Raw genomic sequence first — 19,767 nt, 5'->3', positions numbered from 1 at the left:
ATTCTGTTCAGCTGTGCGCGCCAAAAGGGGCCGCCGCATTTCCATGCGGCAGCCCCTGTCTGTCTGCTTGCGCCGGCCGGGCCTATTCCACCGTGACGTATACCCCTGCGGGCACACAGCAGGCCCACTGGCCGGGCTGGTCCAGCCAGCCAAAGTCCTCGCAGACGTGGTCCGGACACTGGCTGTCCAGGAAGGCGATCGCCCCCTGGCTGACCTGCAGGTGGACGACGTAGCCGCCCACCTCGTAGTAATAGTCGTGGTCGGCGTCCAGAGGGATCTGTTCGGTGATCCCCATGCCGAAATCCACCACAGCCCGGCTGGCCCCGGTTTTGTCAGGGCCCAGAGCCAGCCACAACCCACCGGCTGCCAGCAGGACCACTGCGGCAAACACCGCGTTGATCAGCCAGCGGCGGCGGGGCCTGTCAGCGGGTCGCTTCATGCAGCATAGTCGGCAGCCTGCTGGCCTGCGATCCGGCCAAAGACGGTGAAGTCAGCCACGGCGTTGCCGCCCAGGCGGTTGGCGCCATGGACGCCGCCGGTCACTTCGCCTGCCGCATACAGGCCGGCGATGACGCTGCCGTCCCCTGCCAGCACCTGGGTCTGGGGATTGATGGTCAGGCCGCCCATGGTATGATGGATGCCGGCGGTGACCTTAATGGCGTAGTAGGGCGCGGTGTCGAGGGGGTTGGCAAAGCTGGTGCGGCCAAATTCCTCGTCCACGCCGGCTGCAACGGCGGCGTTCCACTTCTCCATGGTGGCGGTGAAAGCGGCGGGATCGACGCCCATGGCACCGGCCAGCTCCTCATAGGTCTCGCCGGTGACGGTGTAGCCGTTGTTGATGTAGCCCTGGATGACGCTGGAGGCGTCTGCCATGGCCTGGTCGATGATCAGCCAGCTGTAGCTGCCGGTCTGGGCGATCTCGGCGGCCGAGACCACGTCGCGGGTGCCCACCTCATCGGTGAAGCGGTTGCCCTCGGCGTTGACCAGGATGGCGCCGTCGCCGCGCAGGCCCTCGGTGATCAGGGCGGCGGTGTTGGCTTCCACAGTGGGGTGGATCTGGATCTGGTCCATATCCACCGTGCCTGCGCCGATGGCCACGGCCATGTCGATGCCCTGGCCCTGGGCGCCGGCTGCGTTGGTGGTCATGAAGCCGGCCAGGTCGGGCTTGTACTCCACGACCATATCCAGGTTGGCGCCAAAGCCGCCGGTGGCCAGGATGACCGCCTTGGCGTTGACGGTGACGGTGCCGCCGGTCTTGTTGTCGGTGGCCTCGATGCCCACGGCTGCGCCCTCGGCATCGGTGAGGATCTTGGTGGCGGTGGTGTTGAGCAGGATCTCAACGCCCTCCTCCTCGCACTTGTCCTCCAGGCGGGGGATCATGTAGCTGCCCACCGAGATCACCTTGCCCTCGTCGTCCAGGGGGCGGTGGATCCGCTTGACCGATGCGCCGCCGAAGCTGGAGACACTGGGCATATCGATGCCCTGCTCTGCCAGCCAGGCGATGGCGTCCGCCGAGTTGGAGCACAGCGTCTCCACCAGGGCGGGATCGTTGACGCCGTGGCCGCCGATCATGGTGTCCAGCTCCATCAGCTCCACCGAATCAAAGTAGCCCACAGGGTTGGCCTGGTAGTCGGCCCACTGCTGGGCCACCGTCTCGGCCAGGGCGGTGATGGTCTCGTTGTCGGCGTAGTCGGCAGCGGCAGCGGCCAGGGTGGCCTCCACGCCGGCAGACTCATTGAACTCGTTTTCGTCCTGGGCGGGGGTCTTGGTGGCGTTCAGGCCGCCGGTGGCCCGCACCGAGTTGCCGCCCACCATGGCCTGGCTCTCCAGAACGACCACGTTCCGGCCGGCCTGGGCAGCGGTGATGGCGGCGGTCATGCCAGCGCCGCCGGCGCCCACGACCACCACATCGGTATCGATGACCTTGTCCTCGGCGGTCTGGCCTTCAGCGGCGCTGCCGGTGAAGTCGGCAGCGTCCAGGCCGGCGGCAGCCAGAGCTGCGGCCAGAGCCTCGTTGACTGCGTTGGAAGTGATGGTGGCGCCTGCCACCACGTCGATGGAGCCCTTATTGGCCGAGACGATCTCGTCGGGGGCGTTCTCCAGCACCACCGAGCCGATGCCCTCTGTCTCGTCGGGGCCCTCGATGACGCAGCCGGTGATGGCGCCGTCGGTCAGGGTAACGGTGACGGTGACCTCCCCCATGCCCTGGGCGGTGCCGGTGAACTCACCCGACACCCCTGTCGCGCCGGACTGTGCCGAGCCGGCAGTCGAGGAACTGCTTCCACCGCAGCCGGCCAGCCCAAAGGCCATGACCGCCGCCAGTGCAAGCGCAGCGATGCGTTTTCTCATGTCTTTTTTCCTTTCTTCTTTACCTTGAACGGTGTCTGTTCTCTGCAGACACATCCAGCTTGATTGTACAGGATCGTTACCTGTTTGTCAAGCAAAGCCGCGCTTTTGATTTTGTTTTGTAGCTTTTGGGCCGCGCGGTTGGCCGGGGACCGCCGGGGCGGTGGGCTTGACCAGCCAGATGCACAAAAATCCCCCCATGGCCGCTGCGGCGGCGGCCCAGTGGCGGCCCGCCTCCAGCCCCAGAGCCCCGGCCCCCAGGGGGAACAGCAGACTTCCCACGCTCTGCCCCAGGGCCAGAAAGCCGTAGTTCACCCCGGCGTGGGGCAGTCCGAACAGGTCGGTGGAAAAGGCGGGCAGCACCGCCGCCAGGGCCGAATAACAGAAGGTCAGCCCCGCATAGACCGCCGCCACCGCCCATCCCCGGGCAAAGGCAAAGCCGGCCGACAGGGCTGCCGACGCCCCGAACAGCACCAGGTCGGTGGGGCGGCGCCCGATCCGGTCGCTGAGCAGGGGCATCAGCAGCCGGCCCGCCGTGCTGCCCACGCTGCCCAGCACCACCGCCCACACCGCCTCCCCTTCGCTGAGGCCCCGGGCCTGGCCCAGCCGCAGGATGATGGGGCTGAACAGCAGCACAGCCGGCGTGGACAGACAGACGGCCGCCGTACACAGCCAATACTGCCGGGTGCGCAGCATCTGGCCGGGCGTGTAGTCGGGGCCCTGGGCCTTCTGCCCCTGTTTCGCGGCGCCGGGCGGGTCGGTCAGGAGGGCGGCGCCGGCCAGACATACCGGCAGCGCCGCCCCCGCCAGGGTCCAGAAGGCCCCGCGGATCCCCCAGCGGGGCACGGTCAGCCGCACCAGCAGGGTCAGGAAAGCCCCCGACAGCCCCGCTGCCGCCCCGGTGATCCCGGTGGCAAACCCCTTGCGCCCCTGATACCACTTCTGGACGCAGGACTGGATGGACGGGTAGAGGAACGCGGTCCCCAGCCCCGCCGGGATGCTGAAGGCCAGCCCCATGGCCCAGCCCGCCTTTGCAGGCAGAAGCGCCGCCCCTGCCAGTCCCCCGCACAGCAGGGCGGTTCCCCAGAGGGCTCCGCACCGGGGGCCGTGCCGGTCCTGCAAAAAGCCGCCCATCACGCACCCCACCCCGTAGGCGGCGATCAGGATGCTGAAGGCGGCGGTGGCCCCCGCCTCCCCCAGCGCGTATTCCTCCATCACCGGCTGCTGGAATATCCCCCAGGCCGCCGGCAGTCCTGTCAGCAGCTGGACGGCCGCCCCTGCCGCCAGGATGGCGCCCGGCCGGGCGGAAGATCCTGCCCTTTTCTGCATCTGTGCCACGCTCCCTTCTCTTGTGGGGCCGGCGGCCCCGCACGGGGCGCCCGCCTGTTTTCCAGGGCATATCGGATACACGTATTCTGGTTGACAAGCCGGCCTATTATTCTATATAATGAAAGCTACGACCGAACCGGGGCTGCATTTTACCGCCCTTCGTGTGGAAAAGAGAGGGATTCAACAGATGAAAATTCAACCTTTAAAAGGGATGCGGGACCTTCTGCCCGCCGAGCAGGCCCTGCGGGACCACATCCAGGGCCAGATCCTCCAGGTCTACCGGGAAGCCGGCTTTGAGCGGATCTCCACCCCCATGCTGGAAGACATGGAGAACCTGGACAAATCCGAGGGCGGCGAAAATCTGAACCTGATCTTCAAGGTGCTCAAGCGGGGCGAAAAGCTCTCCGCCGCCCTGGAGGAAGGCCGATACGACCAGCTGGCCGACATGGGCCTGCGCTACGACCTGACGCTGCCCCTGTCCCGCTACTACGCGGCCAACCGCAGCGTGCTGCCCGCCCCCTTCAAGGTGATCCAGACCGACCGGGTCTTCCGGGCCGAGCGCCCGCAGAAGGGCCGCCTGCGGGAGTTTGTCCAGTGCGATATCGACATCCTGGGGGACGAGAGCCCCAACGCCGAGATGGAGCTGATCGACGTCACCGCCCGGGCCCTGCTCCGGATCGGCTTTGCGGACTTCACCGTCAACGTCAACGACCGGCGCATCCTCCGGGGGATGCTGGAGAGCATGGGCTTTGCCCCCGACACGTTGGATTCGGTGTGCATCACCTTTGACAAGATGGACAAGGTAGGCCCCGAAGGGGTGCGGGCCGAGCTGCTGGAAAAGCAGATGCCTGCCGCCGCTGTGGACGCCCTGGCTTCTTTCCTGGCCCAGGGAGACGTCTCCCTGGAGGCGGTGGCCGCCCGCTGCGCCGACCCTTCCATCGCCGACGACCTGCGGTACGTCCTTGCGACGGCGGGCCGTCTGGCCCAGGGCAAGTACCAGGTGGCCTACTGCCCCAGCCTGGTGCGCGGCCAGGGCTACTACACCGGCATGGTGTTCGAGGTGGTCTGCCCCCAGTTTGCAGGGGCGGTGGCCGGCGGCGGCCGCTATGACAACATGGTGGGCAAGTTCCTGGGCCAGCAGGTGCCGGCGGTGGGCTTTTCCATCGGATTCGAGCGGGTGTGCGGCATCCTGCTGGAGCAGGGCTACCGGATCCCCGGGGCCCGGCAGAAGCTGGCCCTGCTGTACAGGGCCGGGGACGATTTTGCCGCCGTGCTGGCCCAGGCCGAAGCCCTGCGGGCCGAACACAGCGTCACGGTGCTGGCCCAGGGCAAAAAGCTGGGCAAGCAGCTGGCTTCCCTGGAGGCCGCAGGCTTTGCAGGGGCCGCCTTCTTCGGCAAGGACGAGATCAAGTGGTTTGCTGACCGCGCATAAGGTGATGTCATGATCGTTCTTTCCCTGCAGGGGGGCATGGCGGTGGGCAAGACCACCGCCGCCCGGTATCTGGCCCGGCACGCCCCCGACCTGCACGTCTGTCTGGAGGACAACCGCGCCGTGATCGGCCAGGTGCAGCGGCTGGGTCTGGACAAGACCCGCTGCGACGACTACATCCGGATCCAGCGCCTCTGGCTGCAGCATGAGGTGGACCGCTGGCAGCAGGCCCAGCCGTGGCCCTGCACCGTGATGGACTTCGGGGCGGAGGAGATCGAATTCTACACCCTGCACTATCCCCGCACCATCGGGCAGGACTGGGATGTGGAAGGCCCCCTGGCCCGGGAACTGGCGGCGGTGCGCCGCTGTATGCCCCGGCGCATCCTCTTTTTGGACGCGCCCGACCCGGTGCTGCGCCGCCGCAAAGAAGGGGACGCCGCCCGGGACCGGGGCTTCTTCGAGCACTATTTGCAGGAGCTTTTGCCCCTCAAGCGGGCCTGGTTTGCCCAAAAGGACAATGTGGACGTTCTCCAGACTGCCAACATGACCCCCGAGCAGGTGGGGGCGGCCGCCCTGGAGTGGGCCGTCCGCTGGAGCCGCTGAACAGCCAAAACAGACGGGACGCCGTCTCCGGCATGGTACCGGGGGCGGCGTCCCGTTTTTGGAAAGGGAGTTCAGGCGTCGGCCTGCTTGTAATTCTGATAGCCCCTGGCGGGTTTTTCCAGGGTGGGCCAGAGCCGGTCTGCCGCTTCCTGCCAGTCGGCGGCATACTGCCGGCATTTGGCGCACAGATGCTCCACGCTTTCCGGGGAGGCCAGGTCGGTGTTATGGGCGCCGGTCCTGTGGACCATCTCCTCCAGCAGCTGGGGATTCTCCAGCATGGGGCAGGGGCGCAGGTGGTTTTGGTTGAAAGGCTGGCCCTCCCGGTAGGCCATGAACAGGGGGCTGCGCAGGATCTCCAGGAGGGAGCTGTCGTGGATGTTGGCGTTGGAATAATGGATAAAGACGCAGGGCTCCGCGTCCCCCGCCGAGTTGATGTGGAAGTAGTTCCTGCCGCCGGCGATGCATCCGCCCACATACTGGCCGTCGTTCTGGAAGTCCATGGGGAAAAACGCGATGGGGCTGTCCTTCGAGCGCAGGTAGCGGATGCGGCGGATCATGTATTCCCGCTGCTCCACCGTGGGCAGCAGGCCGGGCGCAGCATCGCTGCCCACCGGCATATAATGGAAATAAAAGCCGAACCTGGCCCCCTTTGCGGCGATCATCTCCAGAAAACTGTCGCTGGTCACCGCCTCCACATTGGCGCGGGTGTAGCAGATGGAGGTGCCAAAGGGAATGCCGTGCTGCTTGAGCAGATCCATGGCCCGCATGACGGCGGCGTAGTGGCCGCCGCCCCGGCGGGCGTCGTTGGTCTCGGGGGTGCCCTCGATGGAGAGCATGGGGATGATGTTGCCCAGCCTGGTCAGCTGGTTGCAGAAGGCTTCATCGATCAGGGTGGAGTTGGTGTAGATGGCAAACTCGGCGTCGCTGTGCTTTTCCGCCAGCCGTATGATGTCCGCCTTGCGCACCAGAGGCTCTCCCCCTGTGAGCATATACAGATACACCCCCAGCTCTTTGCCCTGGGTGAGGATCTTGTCCATATCCTCAAACGAAAGGTTGCTGCGTCCGCCGTAAGTGCCGGCCCAGCAGCCCTCGCAGTGCATATTGCAGGCCGACGTGGGGTCGAACAGGATCAGCCAGGGAATGTTGCACTGGTACAGTTCCCGGTTTTTGCGGATGCTCCTGGTTCCCCGCAGAAAGGCTTCGAACCCCAGGTTGAGGGCGGTCACCCGGGCCACATGGGGGTCCGTCTCGTCCAGCACTCGGTCGATGTAGCGCACCCATTTGTTGTCCGGGTCGCTGAGGGCGGCCCGGGCCTTGTCGTAACTTTCTTCCGGCAGACCGTCCCCCCAGAACTGGCGGGCCCAGTCCACCATCTGCAGGTAGGCTTTCTGCCTGTCTTTGGCGGCATAGCCCAGGGCCATGTCGATGAGGGTCCCGGCGGCGGCGCGCTGCATCTTGTGGGAAAGCGTGTTGATCGCGGTAGTCATCCTACTGCCTCCTCTGTCTGTTTTCTACTCCATTTTTATGCGTAACGGGGATGCACACAGTATAGGCGCAGAGGGTCGGGAACTTCCATGAACAAAAAAGCCGCCGTGATGCTTTTTGCATCACAGCGGCCTACTTGATTCAAACCGGTTCACCCTTCTTCCCGAAGAAATGTTTCGATCACCCGATCGATGCTGCACAGGCACAGCCTGTCGGTGCGGCGGGCCAGGGCCTCCGGCTCTTCCTTCAGGCCGCTGTCGGCCCACTCCAGGATGATGCCGGTGATGGCATGGGCATAAAAGCTCACGATGAAGTCCCGGTCCTCCTGGCTCAGATCCCTGCCGCCAGGCATCTCGTCCAGCACCCCGTTCAGCAGCCGGCACATGGCCTTGCACAGATACCGGTCCAGCGTCTGCCGGTCCACCGACCGGCAGACATTCAGGATCATCTGCCGGTTTTTGCGCAGCTCCTGCAAAATGGCCAGAAAACCGTCCCGCCAGTCCTGGGCGGACATCCTGCCGCTCAGCAGGCGCGCCGCATCCTCTTCAAAGGTCCAGTTGGCCAGGTCGTAGATATCATGGAAATGATAGTAAAAGGTCATCCGGTTGACCCCGCAGTGCTGGGTGATGTCACTGATGGTGATTTTATGGAAGGGTTTTTGCAGCAGCAGCTCCTTGAGCGACGCCGCCAGGGCCCGCTTTGTCGTCTGCGCCATCCCGATCACGCTCCTTTCCGCCATGCTTGGCATGGCAACTCTTTCCCACACAGACAGGCGCACTGCCCATCCAAGCGCAGTATAGCGCAAAAATGTAACGAAAGTTTTATCATTTCTCAAAAAAAACAAAAAAGTCCCGCCGGCATTAAGACCGGCGGGGCGCTTTGGTTCAAAACGGAACGGCCAGGGACCGGCTCAGCGGCGGCCGTGCAGGATGGGAGACAGGGGCTTGTAGATCAGCATGCACAGCGCTGCATCCAGCAGGCCCTTGGCCAGGGTCCAGGGCATATTGAAGATGACCAGGCACTTGATCAGGCTGTCCGCCGAGGGCAGGATGGCCTGGTACATCCCCAGGATGGTCTCCATCGGCATACCGTACAGCACCACATAGGCAGGATAGGTCAGGAAATAGTTCAGGGGGACGCTGATCACCGCCATGGCCAGCGAGCCCAGCACGGCGCCCAGCACGGCGCCGGCGCGGGTCTTGCGGCGCTGGTACACAAAGCCGGCCACAAAGGCGAACACGGCGCCGAACAGGAAGTTGCACAGCTCGCCCACGCCATTGGTGGAGGAAGCCAGCAGCAGGTGGATCAGGTTCTTCAGCAGGCTGATCAGCACGCCGTACACCGGGCCCAGTGCAAAGGCGCCCAGCAGCTCAGGCAGGTCGGAAAAGTCCATCTGCACAAAAGAGGGCATGATCATGGGGATGGGGAAATCCAAAAACATCAGCACGAAAGCCACGGCGGACAGCATGGCTGTCACCGTCAGCTTGCGGATGCGGTCCCGGTCGCCGGTGCGGATGGGTGTGGTCTGTGTGTTTGCTTGCATTGTCGTTACCTCCCCGGGGCAGCGCCCCGATCAAAAATAGTGGGGAAAGCTCCTTTCCGGAAGATAAACAGAAAACGCCCTGTCCTACCAAAATGGTACAACAGGGCGCAATGACAAGTCAAAAATCAACTGTTCATCGTCTCTTCCATCCAGACTATACTGTCGGCCCCGGAATCACACCGGGTCAGCACTTTGCAGCAAAGTGGTCGCGGGCTCTACCGCCGGTGGGGAATCTCACCCCGCCCCGAAACGAACTTTCTGCCCATAGTATAGCATAAAGCTGGGAAAAAGCAAGAGGGAAAACGGAAGTCATACTTTTCCCCGGCAGGGGTTTGCCTGCGGGGCCGATCTATGCTAGAATAAAGGGGCTGAATTTGTCCCATCCGCCCGAACCAACCCTCAAAGAAAGGAACCATCATGCTTTTTCAGATACAAGACCTGAGCTTTTCCCTGGGGGGCGCCCTTTTGCTGGAAGGCCTTCCCGCCTTTGCGGCCCGGTGCGCCTGCGCCGTCCTGCTGGCGCTGGCGGGATGGCTGGTCAGTCGCTGGCTGTCCCGGTGGCTGTTCCCCCGGCTGCTCCACATCCACTGGCCCTCCCGGGCCGTGAGCATCCTGCTGGGCAGCTTCGTCCGGCCTGCGGCCTATGCCGCCCTCCTCACCGGGCTGTATCTGGGCCTTGTCTCCCTGCCCTGGGGCACGGTGCCCGCCCGCCCGCTGTTTTTGACGCTTTACCGGTTTTTCTGCATCCTGCTGCTGAGCTGGGGCCTGTACGGCGCCTCCGAGCTGACCAGCCTGCTGCTCACCACCTCCCGGGATGAGATCCGCACCAGCAAGACGCTGCAGAACGTCCTGGTGAAAGTCTACAAAGTAGTGATCATCCTTTTGGGCATCCTGATGGCTGCCCAGGAGCTGGGCCTGCCGGTGTCGGGCATCATCACCAGCGCCGGCCTCTTTGGCCTGACCATCTCCCTGGCCGCCCAGGACACCGCCAGCAACCTGTTCGGCGGGCTGATGATCCTCATCGAGCGCCCCTTCCAGATCGGCGACTGGATCGTCGTGGGGGACATCGAGGGCACGGTGGAGGACATCAGTTTCCGCTCCACCCGGGTGCGGGCCCTGGACAACTCCCTCTATATCCTCACCAACAGCAACGTCTGCGGCTCCACCGTCAACAACGGCACCGAGCGGACCAAGCGGCTGTATCGCTTCACTTTGGGGGTGGAGTACAGCGCCACCCGCGCCCAGCTGGAAAAGCTGATGGAGGACCTGCGGGCCATGCTCAAGGCCAGCCCCTACACCTACGAGGATTCGGTGATCGTGGAGGTCAGCGGATTCGGGGCCTCCAGCATCGACCTGCTGGTCTCGGCCTATGTGCGCACCCCCGACGCCGGCACCTTCTACCGGATGCGCAACGACCTGAACCTGGATCTGATGGATGTGGTGCGGGCCGACGGGCTGGATTTCGCTTTCCCCTCCACCAGCGTGTATATCAAGCCGGTGGAAAACAAAAACTGAACCTGAAAGGAGGACCTGCGCTATGGAGATCGAACGCAAATGGATGGTGGAGGGCTGGCCCGACGGCCTGCCCCTGGTAGAGGAGTTCCGGATGCGGCAGGGCTATATCAGCGTACAGCCCACCGTCCGGATCCGGGAGGAGGCCAAGACCGGCGGCCCCACCCGCTATATCCTCTGCTTCAAGTCGGCAGGGGGCCTGGCCCGGGAGGAGATCGAACAGCCCATCGAAAAGAAACTGTTTGACCAGCTGGCCGCCCGGATCATCGCAAAGCCCCTGATCGAAAAGCTGCGCCGCACCTATCTTTTGCCCGACGGCTGCCATCTGGAGGTGAACCATGTGGATGCCGGCCAGCCCGGCGCCTTCTGGTACGCCGAGATCGAATACCCCACCGTGACCGCCGCCCGGCAGTGGGACCCCGCTCCCTGCGGCCTGTCCGGCTACCTGTCCGACGAGGTGACCGGCCAGCCGGGCCAGAGCATGGGCGCCTATTGGGAGCGCACCCGCACCTGAGCGATCCGCCCCTTGACTTTTCCCGCACGGTTTGCTATACTGACCCCGTTCTGAATGATTTACCGCCGGGTAAACGCCTTGCCGCCCTCTGTAGGCCTTTGAAGGAGGGATGGTCCAAGGCGTTTTTTTCTGCCCTTTTTCGGTTGTACACCAAGGCCCCGACCACAGCACCTGCAAGGAGGAGAACTATGTGGCTTTTGATCGGCACCACCCTGACCGCCAGCTTTTTTGACAGCCTGAATCCCACCGCCATCGCCCAGTATATGCTGCTGCTCGCTTCCGCCCGCAAAAAGAGTGATACCTGGTTCTTTACCATGGGCGGATTCCTGACCAACACCCTGCTGGGCCTGGCCGTCTACTACGGCATCGCCGCCCAGCTGGCTCGCCTGCTGGATTGGGCCGCCGGCAACTGGCCCACCCAGCTGTATGGCTCGGCCCTGCTGCTGGGGCTGGGGTGCCTGACCGTCGGCCTGCGCCTCATCATCCGCACCCGCCGGCTCTCCCTGGCCGGAGCCGCTCCCGAGGCAGAGGCGGACAGCCCCAAACAGCCCGCCCAGCTGAACCCCTTCTCCCTCTTTGTGATGGGCGTGGTGTTCTGCCTGCTGGAACTGACCAGCGCCCTGCCCTACTTCGGCTTCCTGGCCCTGCTGGCCGGGTATCACCTGCCCTTTTTGCTGGTGCTGCTGTTCATCCTTCTCTACACCTTTGTCTATTGCCTGCCCCTGATGCTGCTCTATTTCGGCTACAACCGGCTGCACGGCACTGCCGCCATCCACAAGCTGGAGCAGGTCCTGAGCAAAGTCTCCTCCTACATCATACCGGGCGCCGTCAGCCTGGCCGGCGCCGCGCTGATCTGGTACGGCGGCCCCCAGCTGCTGTGACAGCCCGCCATAAACATGAAAGAGAAAAGCCCGCCTCAATGGCGGGCTTTTTTTGGGTCAGCTTTTGGCGGGGGCGAGGGCGGCGATCCGCCGGGAAATATACCCCGGCACTTCCTCCCGGGGGATGCCCAGCGCGATGGCAAACTCCCCGTTCAGGCTGTCCTCGGCCCGCTTCATGAAATGCTCGTCCACCCGGCCGAATTTCTTTTTCTGGCTGGCCAGATCCCTCTTTTTGGTGTGGATGGACATGGTCAGCCGGATCAAATCGGCGCAGCTGTGGGTGCGCATGGCCTCCTCATAGTGGGCGCTCAGCTCCTGGGAGCTGCGGCTGTGGAACGCCTTTCCCTCCATCGTGGGGATCTGGTCGATCAGGCGGTTGGCTTCCTCCGCCGAGATCACCGCCCGCAGGAAGATGCGGGGGTTGTCCGCCGGGACATACAGCACCCCGTCCTGGTACACCGGGGCCAGCACATAGTACAGATGGGCCTTGTCCAGCCCGTCAAATTTGCGCTCCACGATGTCCTGCACCTGGCACACGCCCAGGTCCCCATACACCACATAATCCTCTTTCCGGAACATACTGCATCCCTCCTCACCCCGCCGGCCGCAGAAGAACATCCTATACGCACTGGAGAACAGCACCCCATGCCGGCGGCAGACAGCGGGACGGGCGGCAGTGCGGGCGGTCCTGTTCTTCGTATATACGATCATTATACCACAAACCACCTTTTTTGTCCAAGGGCAAAATGTCGAATTTTCGCTCTCTTTACGTACCTTATACAGTGAGGAATGTCCTCTGTACTGGAAAGTGCCGCCGCTTTGTGTTAAAATAAAATGTACGACTGCACCTCACCGCCCCCGAAAGGAGCTGGCTCTTACGAAACACGCCAAATTCCGCATCAGTTTCCAGTACAATTCCCCTGTGGTCCTCACCTTTTTCCTGCTGTCTCTGGGGGCCCTGGCCCTGGACGGCGCCACCGGCGGCTGGACCACCACCCACCTGTTCTGCGTCTATCGTTCCTCCCTGAAAGATCCTTTGTTCTATCTGCGGCTGTTCGGCCATGTGCTGGGCCACGCCGACCTGGAACACTTTTTGAGCAATATGCTGCTGTTTTTGGTGGTAGGCCCGCCCATGGAGGAAAAGTACGGCAGCGTTCCCCTTTTGCAGGCCATTGTCCTCACCGCTTTTGTGTCGGGGGTGCTGCAGTGCATCCTGTTTCCCGGGGTGGCGCTGCTGGGGGCGTCGGGCATCGTGTTCATGCTCATCATGCTGGCCTCCCTGTCAGGCGGCACCGGGGGCATCCCCGTCACCATGCTGCTGGTGGCCGCCCTCTACCTGGGGGATCAAATCTACGCCATCCTGTTCGTACAGGACAACGTGGCCAACTTCATGCACATCGTAGGCGGGGTGTGCGGCACCGCCTTCGGCTTTTACAGCGCCTATGCCCGGCCCCGCCGCCGCAGGCGCTGAGGCCCGCAAAAGTCACACTCTTGCCCCAAGGACCGGCGATTCAAAGCGTTTGGCTGAAAATCCCGCAGCTTTCCACAGCCAAAATCGTCAGTTTTGTCTATTGTTTTTTGGACATCCAGCCGGTATAATGCATACATAAGCAGCAACGGCGCTGTGAGTCACCTCCGACTCGCAGCGCCTTTTGTGTTTGCGGCCCCGTCCCTGCCCGGGGGCGGTGAGATGCACAAGAATGGACAATGTTGAGTAAGGAGTAGGATTTATGGCAGCCAACGTTATGGAAATCTACGGCAGCAAGGTCTTCAACGAGCATGTGATGAAGGAGCGTCTGCCCAGTGCTACCTATAAGAGCCTGAAGGACACCCTGCACAAGGGCGCCCCTCTGGACATCGAAGTGGCCAACGTAGTGGCCAGCGTCATGAAGCGCTGGGCCATGGAGCTGGGCGCCACCCACTACACCCACTGGTTCCAGCCGCTGACCGGCATCACCAGCGAAAAGCACGACGGCTTTGTCAGCCCGGTGGGGGACGGCACCGCCATCATGGAATTCAGCGGCAAGGAGCTGGTCCGGGGCGAGCCCGACGCCTCCTCCTTCCCCTCCGGCGGCCTGCGCGCCACCTGTGAGGCCCGGGGCTACACCGCATGGGACCCCACCAGCTATGCCTTCGTCAAGGATGACGTGCTGTGCATCCCCACCGCCTTTGTCAGCTACACCGGCGAGGCCCTGGACAAAAAGACCCCTCTGCTGCGCTCGATGAAGGCCCTGTCCGTCCAGGCACGGCGCATCCTCAAGCTGTTCGGCAAGGACACCGATTACGTTTCCACCACCGTGGGCCCCGAGCAGGAGTATTTCCTCATCCCCAAAGAGGACTATGAGAAGCGCCAGGACCTGATCCTGACCGGCCGCACCCTGTTTGGCGCCCCCGCAGCCAAGGGCCAGGAGCTGGAGGAGCACTACTTCGGCACCATCCGTCCCCGGGTGTCCGCCTTTATGAAGGAGCTGGACGATGTGCTGTGGGAGCTGGGCGTCCCCGCCAAGACCAAGCACAATGAGGTGGCCCCCTGCCAGCACGAGCTGGCCCCCATCTTCGACACCTCCAACGTGGCCATCGACCACAACCTGCTGACCATGGAGATGATGCAGAAGCTGGCCCCCAAGTACGGCCTGGTCTGCCTGCTGCACGAAAAGCCCTTTGAAGGGGTGAACGGCAGCGGCAAGCACAACAACTGGTCCATGAGCACCAGCAAAGAGAACCTGCTGGACCCCGGCGACACCCCCATGGAAAACCTGCAGTTCCTGGTGTTCCTGGCGGCGGTGATCAAGGCGGTGGATGAATACGCCGACCTGCTGCGGACCTCGGTGGCCACACCCGGCAACGACCACCGTCTGGGCGCCAACGAGGCACCTCCCGCCATCATCTCCATCTTTGTGGGCGAGGAGCTGGAGGCCGTCATCGACGCCATCGCCTCCGATTCCCCCTACGCCGGCCCTATGCGGATGAAGATGGACCTGGGCGTGGACGTGCTGCCCAAGTTCAGCAAGGACACCACCGACCGCAACCGCACCTCCCCCTTCGCCTTCACCGGCAACAAGTTCGAGTTCCGTATGCCCGGTTCCCATGAGAATCTGAGCGACGCCAACACCATCCTGAACACCGCCGTGGCCAAGGAGCTGAAGGGCTACGCCGACGAGCTGGAGGGCGCCGAGGACTTCACCAGCGCCGTCATCGCCCTGGTCAAGCGGACCATCCGGGATCACCGCCGGGTCATCTTCAACGGGGACGGCTATTCGGCCGAGTGGGAGATCGAGGCTGAGCGCCGCGGCCTGCCCAACAAGAAGTACACCCCCGCAGCCCTGCCCGCGCTGATCGCCCCCAAGAACATCCAGCTGATGGAGGAGTTCGGGGTGATGACCCGCACCGAGATGTTCAGCCGCTACGAGGTGGAGATGGAGCACTACGCCAAGATCATCAACATCGAGGCGCTGACCATGCTGGAGATGGCCCGCAAGCAGCTGCTGCCCGCCATCAACGCCTATATGGGCCAGCTGGCCGCCACCATCAACGCCAAGCGTGCGGTCAGCCAGAGCCTGAGCACCCGCAGCGAGACTTCCACCCTGGAGCAGCTGTCCAAAGACGCCGACGCCATGAGCGACGCCGTCGCCCATCTGGCCGCTGCCGAGCGCACCGCCCAGTCCCTGACCGACATGACCAAGAAGGCCAACGCCTTCCACGACAGCGTCCTGCCCGCCATGGATGTGCTGCGCGCCGCCGCCGACAATGCCGAGACCATTTGCGGCGAAGAATACTGGCCGCTGCCCAGTTACAGCCAGATGCTCTACTACGTCGAAGGGTAAGCCGCTGCCTGTTCCCGGCTGCACCGCAGCCCGGTTCCTGTGCCATTTCCCTTTTCCTATTTCTTACACCGGCCTGGAGGCCCGCCCTTTCCCCTCGCGGGCGAGGGGCGGGCCTTCGGGCATTTTTTGAAGGCGCGACCAAGACGCCCTAGGGAGACTGCCTATGCATTACACCACACAGCAGGACGTCCTCGATTTTGTGGAGGACAACAACGTCAAATTCGTCCGCTTTGCCTTTACGGATATCTTCGGCACCCAGAAAAACATCGCCGTGCTGGCCAGCGACCTGCCCAAAGCCCTGGAGGAAGGGGTCTGCTTCGACGGCAGTTCGGTGCCCGGTTTTATGCATGTGGAGGAGAGCGACCTGGTGCTCCGGCCCGATCTGAGCACCCTGGCCATCCTGCCCTGGCGCCCCGCCGAGGGGAGGGTGATGCAGTTCTTCTGCGACATCCAGAAGCCGGACGGGCGGCCCTTCGGGGGCAACTGCCGCGGTTTTCTGCGGGGGATGGCCCGCCGCTTCAAGCACCTGGGCCTGACCTGCAACGTGGGGGCCGAGTGCGAGTTCTACCTTTTCGAGACCGACGACCGGGGCCGCCCCACCCGCATCCCCATCGACCAGGGGGGCTACTTTGACGTGTACCCCCTGGACGCCGCCGAGAACCTACGCCGTGACATCTGCCTGACCATGGAGCAGATGGGCCTGGCCCCCCAGCACAGCCATCATGAGAGCGGCAGCGGCCAGAACGAGATCGATTTCCACTATGCCAGCCCCCTCAAAACGGCTGACAACGTCATGATGTTCAAGCAGATCACACGGGCCGTCGCGGGGCGCAACGGGCTGTACGCCAGCTTTATGCCCAAGCCCCTGGCCGGTCAGGCGGGCAGCGGCCTGCACGTCAACATCTCCCTGTATATGGACGGCAAAAACCTCTTTGAAGGGGACATCGCCCCCGACAGCATCCCCGGCAGCTTTATGGCCGGCGTGCTGGCCCACAGCCGGGAGCTGACCGCCTTTACCAATCCCCTGCCCAACAGCTACCTGCGCTTTGGCTGCGACGAGGCCCCCCGCTACGTCAGCTGGAGCCGGCAGAACCGCAGCCAGCTGGTGCGCATCCCGGCGGTGCAGGGGGACAACTGCCGGATGGAGCTGCGCAGCCCCGACCCTGCCTGCAACCCCTATCTGGCCTTCGGGCTGGTCCTGGCCGCCGGTCTGGACGGCATCGAGAACCGGATGCAGCTGTGCGGCCCTGTCAACCGCAATCTGTTCGAGCTGGAGCCCCCCGAGGCCGCCGGCCTGGGGCTGGAGGTCCTGCCCGCCACCCTGGAGGAGGCGGTGGACGCCGCGCGCCAGAGTCCCTTCCTGGCCAAGTATCTGCCCGAGGGGCTGGCCCAGCGCTATTTTGCCGAACAGCTGCGGCGCTGCGATGAGCTGCGCCAGGCCGCCGATCCCGCCGAATTTGAACGGGCCCGGTATTTCTGTGCCATCTGACCCCGGCGCGGGAGAAAGGAGGGTATCATGGCACGAGCGATGATCGTCAGCGCGGGGGCAAGCTCCAATGAGTACCTGTCCGCCCGCCTGACCGAACTGGGCTATGTCCGGCCCGTCATCGTCCCCAGCGGCACCGAAGCCAGGCGCCGGATGCTGGAGGGCGACTTTGAGCTGGTGATCGTAAACGCCCCCCTGCCGGACGAGTTCGGGCACGAGCTGTGCGCCGCCGCGGCAGACCAGACCGACGCCGGGGTCATCCTGCTGGCCAAAGCCGCCGCCATCGACCAGCTGATGCCCCGGATGAACCAGGAAGGGGTGCTGGTGGTGGGCAAGCCCTTTTCGGCGGCGCTGTTTCTGCAGGCGGTCCATATGGCGGCCGCCAGCAACCACCGGCTGCAGCGGCTGCGGCAGGAGAACGACCGCATCCAGGCAAAGCTGGCCCAGCTGCGCCTGATCAGCCGGGCCAAGTGCCTTTTGATCCAGTACAAACAGATGACCGAGGCCGAAGCCCACCGCCTGATCGAAAAGCAGGCCATGGACACCCGCCGCAGCCGGGGGGATGTTGCCCAGGATATCATAGATGCACTTGATTCCGACGGCCTGGATGGTGTATAATAGAAGCTGTATGATTCTTGGCGAAAAGCGTGCGGGGGTCACCCGGCGCTTTTCGTATGTATGGCCGCTTTGGCCGGGCAGGACCCCCGGGCGGCTTTTCAAAGGCGCCCCGGACCGGGGCAGATGGAGGAACCGAATATGGCGACGAAATACATCTTTGTGACTGGCGGCGTAGTCTCCGGCCTGGGCAAGGGGATCACGGCGGCCTCGCTGGGCCGGCTGCTCAAGTGCCGCGGGCTGAAGGTGGCCAGCCAGAAGCTGGACCCCTATGTCAACGTGGACCCCGGCACCATGAGCCCTTTGCAGCACGGCGAGGTCTTCGTCACCGACGACGGCACCGAGACCGACCTGGACCTGGGGCACTATGAGCGCTTCATCGATGAGAACCTGAACAAATATTCCAACCTGACCACCGGCAAGGTCTACTGGAACGTGCTGAACAAGGAGCGCCAGGGCGCATATCTGGGCCAGACCGTCCAGATCATCCCCCACATCACCAACGAGATCAAGAGCTACATCTACAATCTGGCCTCCTCCACCGAGGCCGACGTGGTCATCACCGAGATCGGCGGCACCACCGGCGACATCGAGAGCCAGCCCTTCCTGGAGGCCATCCGCCAGGTGGGCATCGAGCAGGGCCACGACAACTGCTGCTACATCCATGTGGTGCTGGTGCCCTATATCTCGGGTTCCAACGAGTACAAATCCAAGCCCGCCCAGCACTCGGTCAAGGAGCTGCAGGGCATGGGCATCAGCCCCGACATCATCATCCTGCGGGCAGACGGCAGCGTGGGCAGCGACATCCGCCGCAAGATCAGCACCTTCTGCAACGTCAAGCCCGAGTGCGTCATCGAGAACCTGACCATGCCCAGCCTCTACCAGTGCCCCCTGATGCTGCACTCCAACGGGCTGGATGACGTGGTGGTGGACAAGCTCCATCTGGACGTTCCCGCCGCCGACCTGGCCGAGTGGAAGGACGTGGTGGCCCGCATCGCCTCCCGGTCCCGCACCTGCACCATCGCTCTGGTGGGCAAGTACGTCAAGCTGCACGACGCTTACCTGTCGGTGATGGAGAGCCTGTACCACGCCGGCTTTGAGAACGACAGCCAGGTGGAGATCAAGTGGGTGGACAGCGAGGAGCTGCGCTCGGACGCCGACTGCGCCGCCGCCTTCTGCGATGTGGACGGCATCATCGTGCCCGGCGGCTTTGGCGACCGCGGCATCGAAGGGATGGTGGCCGCCGCCCGCTGGGCTCGGGAGCACGAGATCCCCTATTTTGGCATCTGCCTGGGGATGCAGATCATGGTCATCGAGTTCGCACGGGGCGTGCTGGGCTATGCCGACGCCAACTCCAGCGAGTTCACCCCCGACGGCGCTCACAACGTCATCGCTCTGATGGCCGACCAGCAGGGCAACATCCCCAAGGGCGGCACCATGCGCCTGGGCAAGTATCCCTGCAAGGTGGCCCCCGGCACCAAGATGGCTCAGTGCTACGGCCAGGACCTGATCTGGGAGCGTCACCGCCACCGCTACGAGTTCAACAACGACTTCCGCGCCGAGATGGAGGCCGCCGGCCTGGTCATCTCGGGCACCAGCCCCGACGGCCGTCTGGTGGAGACGGTGGAGCTGCCCGGCCGTCCCTTCCACCTGGGCGCACAGTTCCACCCCGAGTTCAAGAGCCGTCCCAACCGGGCCCATCCCCTGTTCAAGGCCTTCATCGCCGCCAGCCTGGACAACCGCAAGTCGGCGGGCCGCAGCAGCATGGATCCCTACCTGGCCGCGGACAAGAAAGTGAACCGTTGACCCTGTTTGCCTTTTTATCACGCCCCGTCTTTCCCGCAGCGGAAAGGCGGGGCTTTTTTGCGCGTGCCCGCTCTTTACTTTTCCGGCCCGTTCCCCTATAATACAGGTAATGGCACACGGTCTGCATCTGGAAGGAGGTTTTCCCATGGATCCCACAAAACGGCGCAGCCGTATCCTCACCGTTGTCCTCATCTGCCTTGTGGCCTGTGCCCTTTTGCTCTGTGTCCTTCACCCTTCCGCCGAGCATCTCTACGTCCTGGAGGTCCAGGGGGACTCCATCACCGTCATCTCCAACGGGCGCGTCCTTGCGACAGGCCCTTATCCATATTCCGTGATCTACTGCATTTTTGCAGACTGACCCGCACGTCCCGTCCGCCTGCCCCTGCCGGCCGGA

At 63.8% G+C, this 19,767-nt stretch carries 18 protein-coding genes and 1 riboswitch; of the genes, 11 read left to right on the top strand and 7 right to left on the bottom strand.

Annotated elements, in window-relative coordinates; genetic code table 11:
- Positions 1 to 82 precede the first annotated feature (82 nt).
- From B5G12_RS00645 to B5G12_RS00635, 3 genes are all read right to left on the bottom strand, one after another.
- A complete protein-coding gene (locus B5G12_RS00645) occupies positions 83 to 439 on the bottom strand; it encodes a NusG domain II-containing protein (protein ID WP_087227994.1) in 357 nt (118 codons plus the stop codon).
- Positions 436 to 2,349, bottom strand: coding sequence for a flavocytochrome c (locus B5G12_RS00640; RefSeq protein ID WP_242955881.1), 1,914 nt, complete (start codon positions 2,347 to 2,349; stop codon positions 436 to 438). The genes B5G12_RS00645 and B5G12_RS00640 overlap by 4 nt, the downstream gene beginning before the upstream one ends.
- Positions 2,350 to 2,436: 87 nt before the next feature.
- Positions 2,437 to 3,675 (bottom strand): MFS transporter, encoded by a 1,239-nt coding sequence (locus B5G12_RS00635; RefSeq protein ID WP_087322859.1) that lies wholly within the window; start codon positions 3,673 to 3,675, stop codon positions 2,437 to 2,439.
- Between the two features lie 187 nt (positions 3,676 to 3,862).
- Between B5G12_RS00635 and hisS the strand changes: the two genes are divergently transcribed.
- Positions 3,863 to 5,107: a histidine--tRNA ligase gene (gene hisS, locus B5G12_RS00630; RefSeq protein WP_087322856.1), complete on the top strand. Its 1,245-nt coding sequence runs from the start codon at positions 3,863 to 3,865 to the stop codon at positions 5,105 to 5,107.
- 9 nt (positions 5,108 to 5,116) lie between these two features.
- On the top strand, positions 5,117 to 5,707 hold the full coding sequence (locus B5G12_RS00625; protein WP_242955880.1) for an AAA family ATPase: 591 nt from the start codon (positions 5,117 to 5,119) through the stop codon (positions 5,705 to 5,707).
- Between the two features lie 71 nt (positions 5,708 to 5,778).
- Here B5G12_RS00625 and B5G12_RS00620 read toward each other — a convergent pair whose 3' ends face one another.
- From B5G12_RS00620 to B5G12_RS00610, 3 genes are all read right to left on the bottom strand, one after another.
- Complete coding sequence (locus B5G12_RS00620; protein WP_087322853.1) at positions 5,779 to 7,194, bottom strand: radical SAM/SPASM domain-containing protein; 1,416 nt, start codon at positions 7,192 to 7,194, stop codon at positions 5,779 to 5,781.
- 149 nt (positions 7,195 to 7,343) lie between these two features.
- Complete coding sequence (locus tag B5G12_RS00615; RefSeq protein WP_158098290.1) at positions 7,344 to 7,907, bottom strand: TetR/AcrR family transcriptional regulator; 564 nt, start codon at positions 7,905 to 7,907, stop codon at positions 7,344 to 7,346.
- A gap of 195 nt (positions 7,908 to 8,102) precedes the next feature.
- A complete protein-coding gene (locus B5G12_RS00610) occupies positions 8,103 to 8,735 on the bottom strand; it encodes an ECF transporter S component (RefSeq protein ID WP_087227988.1) in 633 nt (210 codons plus the stop codon).
- A gap of 133 nt (positions 8,736 to 8,868) precedes the next feature.
- A riboswitch (FMN riboswitch) is annotated at positions 8,869 to 8,991 on the bottom strand.
- A gap of 161 nt (positions 8,992 to 9,152) precedes the next feature.
- Here B5G12_RS00610 and B5G12_RS00605 point away from each other — a divergent pair.
- From B5G12_RS00605 to B5G12_RS00595, 3 genes are all read left to right on the top strand, one after another.
- Positions 9,153 to 10,250 carry a mechanosensitive ion channel family protein gene (locus B5G12_RS00605; RefSeq protein ID WP_087322850.1) on the top strand — a complete coding sequence of 366 codons (1,098 nt, stop codon included), beginning with the start codon at positions 9,153 to 9,155 and terminating at the stop codon, positions 10,248 to 10,250.
- Positions 10,251 to 10,272: 22 nt separating this feature from the next.
- The gene (locus B5G12_RS00600; protein WP_087227986.1) at positions 10,273 to 10,761 is read left to right on the top strand and encodes a CYTH domain-containing protein; all 489 of its coding nucleotides are present in this window, start codon (positions 10,273 to 10,275) and stop codon (positions 10,759 to 10,761) included.
- A 188-nt stretch (positions 10,762 to 10,949) separates the two neighbouring features.
- A complete protein-coding gene (locus B5G12_RS00595; protein ID WP_087322847.1) occupies positions 10,950 to 11,642 on the top strand; it encodes a GAP family protein in 693 nt (230 codons plus the stop codon).
- 57 nt (positions 11,643 to 11,699) lie between these two features.
- Here B5G12_RS00595 and B5G12_RS00590 read toward each other — a convergent pair whose 3' ends face one another.
- The gene (locus B5G12_RS00590; RefSeq protein ID WP_158099661.1) at positions 11,700 to 12,221 is read right to left on the bottom strand and encodes a CarD family transcriptional regulator; all 522 of its coding nucleotides are present in this window, start codon (positions 12,219 to 12,221) and stop codon (positions 11,700 to 11,702) included.
- A gap of 343 nt (positions 12,222 to 12,564) precedes the next feature.
- Here B5G12_RS00590 and B5G12_RS00585 point away from each other — a divergent pair, with 343 nt between their 5' ends.
- The 6 genes from B5G12_RS00585 (at position 12,565) to B5G12_RS00560 (ending at position 19,731) form a co-directional block, all read left to right on the top strand.
- The gene (locus B5G12_RS00585; protein WP_242955879.1) at positions 12,565 to 13,113 is read left to right on the top strand and encodes a rhomboid family intramembrane serine protease; all 549 of its coding nucleotides are present in this window, start codon (positions 12,565 to 12,567) and stop codon (positions 13,111 to 13,113) included.
- Positions 13,114 to 13,372: 259 nt separating this feature from the next.
- Entirely contained in the window at positions 13,373 to 15,466 is a 2,094-nt protein-coding gene (locus tag B5G12_RS00580; RefSeq protein WP_087322841.1) for a glutamine synthetase III family protein, read from the top strand.
- A gap of 163 nt (positions 15,467 to 15,629) precedes the next feature.
- Positions 15,630 to 16,955, top strand: a complete 1,326-nt coding sequence (locus B5G12_RS00575) for a glutamine synthetase family protein (protein ID WP_087322838.1) — start codon at positions 15,630 to 15,632, stop codon at positions 16,953 to 16,955.
- Positions 16,956 to 16,982: 27 nt separating this feature from the next.
- Positions 16,983 to 17,570 (top strand): ANTAR domain-containing response regulator, encoded by a 588-nt coding sequence (locus B5G12_RS00570; protein WP_087322833.1) that lies wholly within the window; start codon positions 16,983 to 16,985, stop codon positions 17,568 to 17,570.
- Between the two features lie 138 nt (positions 17,571 to 17,708).
- Positions 17,709 to 19,373: a CTP synthase gene (gene pyrG / locus B5G12_RS00565; protein ID WP_087227980.1), complete on the top strand. Its 1,665-nt coding sequence runs from the start codon at positions 17,709 to 17,711 to the stop codon at positions 19,371 to 19,373.
- A 145-nt stretch (positions 19,374 to 19,518) separates the two neighbouring features.
- Positions 19,519 to 19,731, top strand: a complete 213-nt coding sequence (locus B5G12_RS00560; protein WP_087322830.1) for a hypothetical protein — start codon at positions 19,519 to 19,521, stop codon at positions 19,729 to 19,731.
- Positions 19,732 to 19,767: the final 36 nt, after the last annotated feature.

The sequence above is a fragment of the Faecalibacterium sp. An58 genome (assembly GCF_002161515.1).
GTDB lineage: Bacteria > Bacillota > Clostridia > Oscillospirales > Ruminococcaceae > Faecalibacterium > Faecalibacterium avium.
Note: the sequence above shows the minus strand (reverse complement) of the source record. Positions and strands in the feature narration are given on the sequence as shown.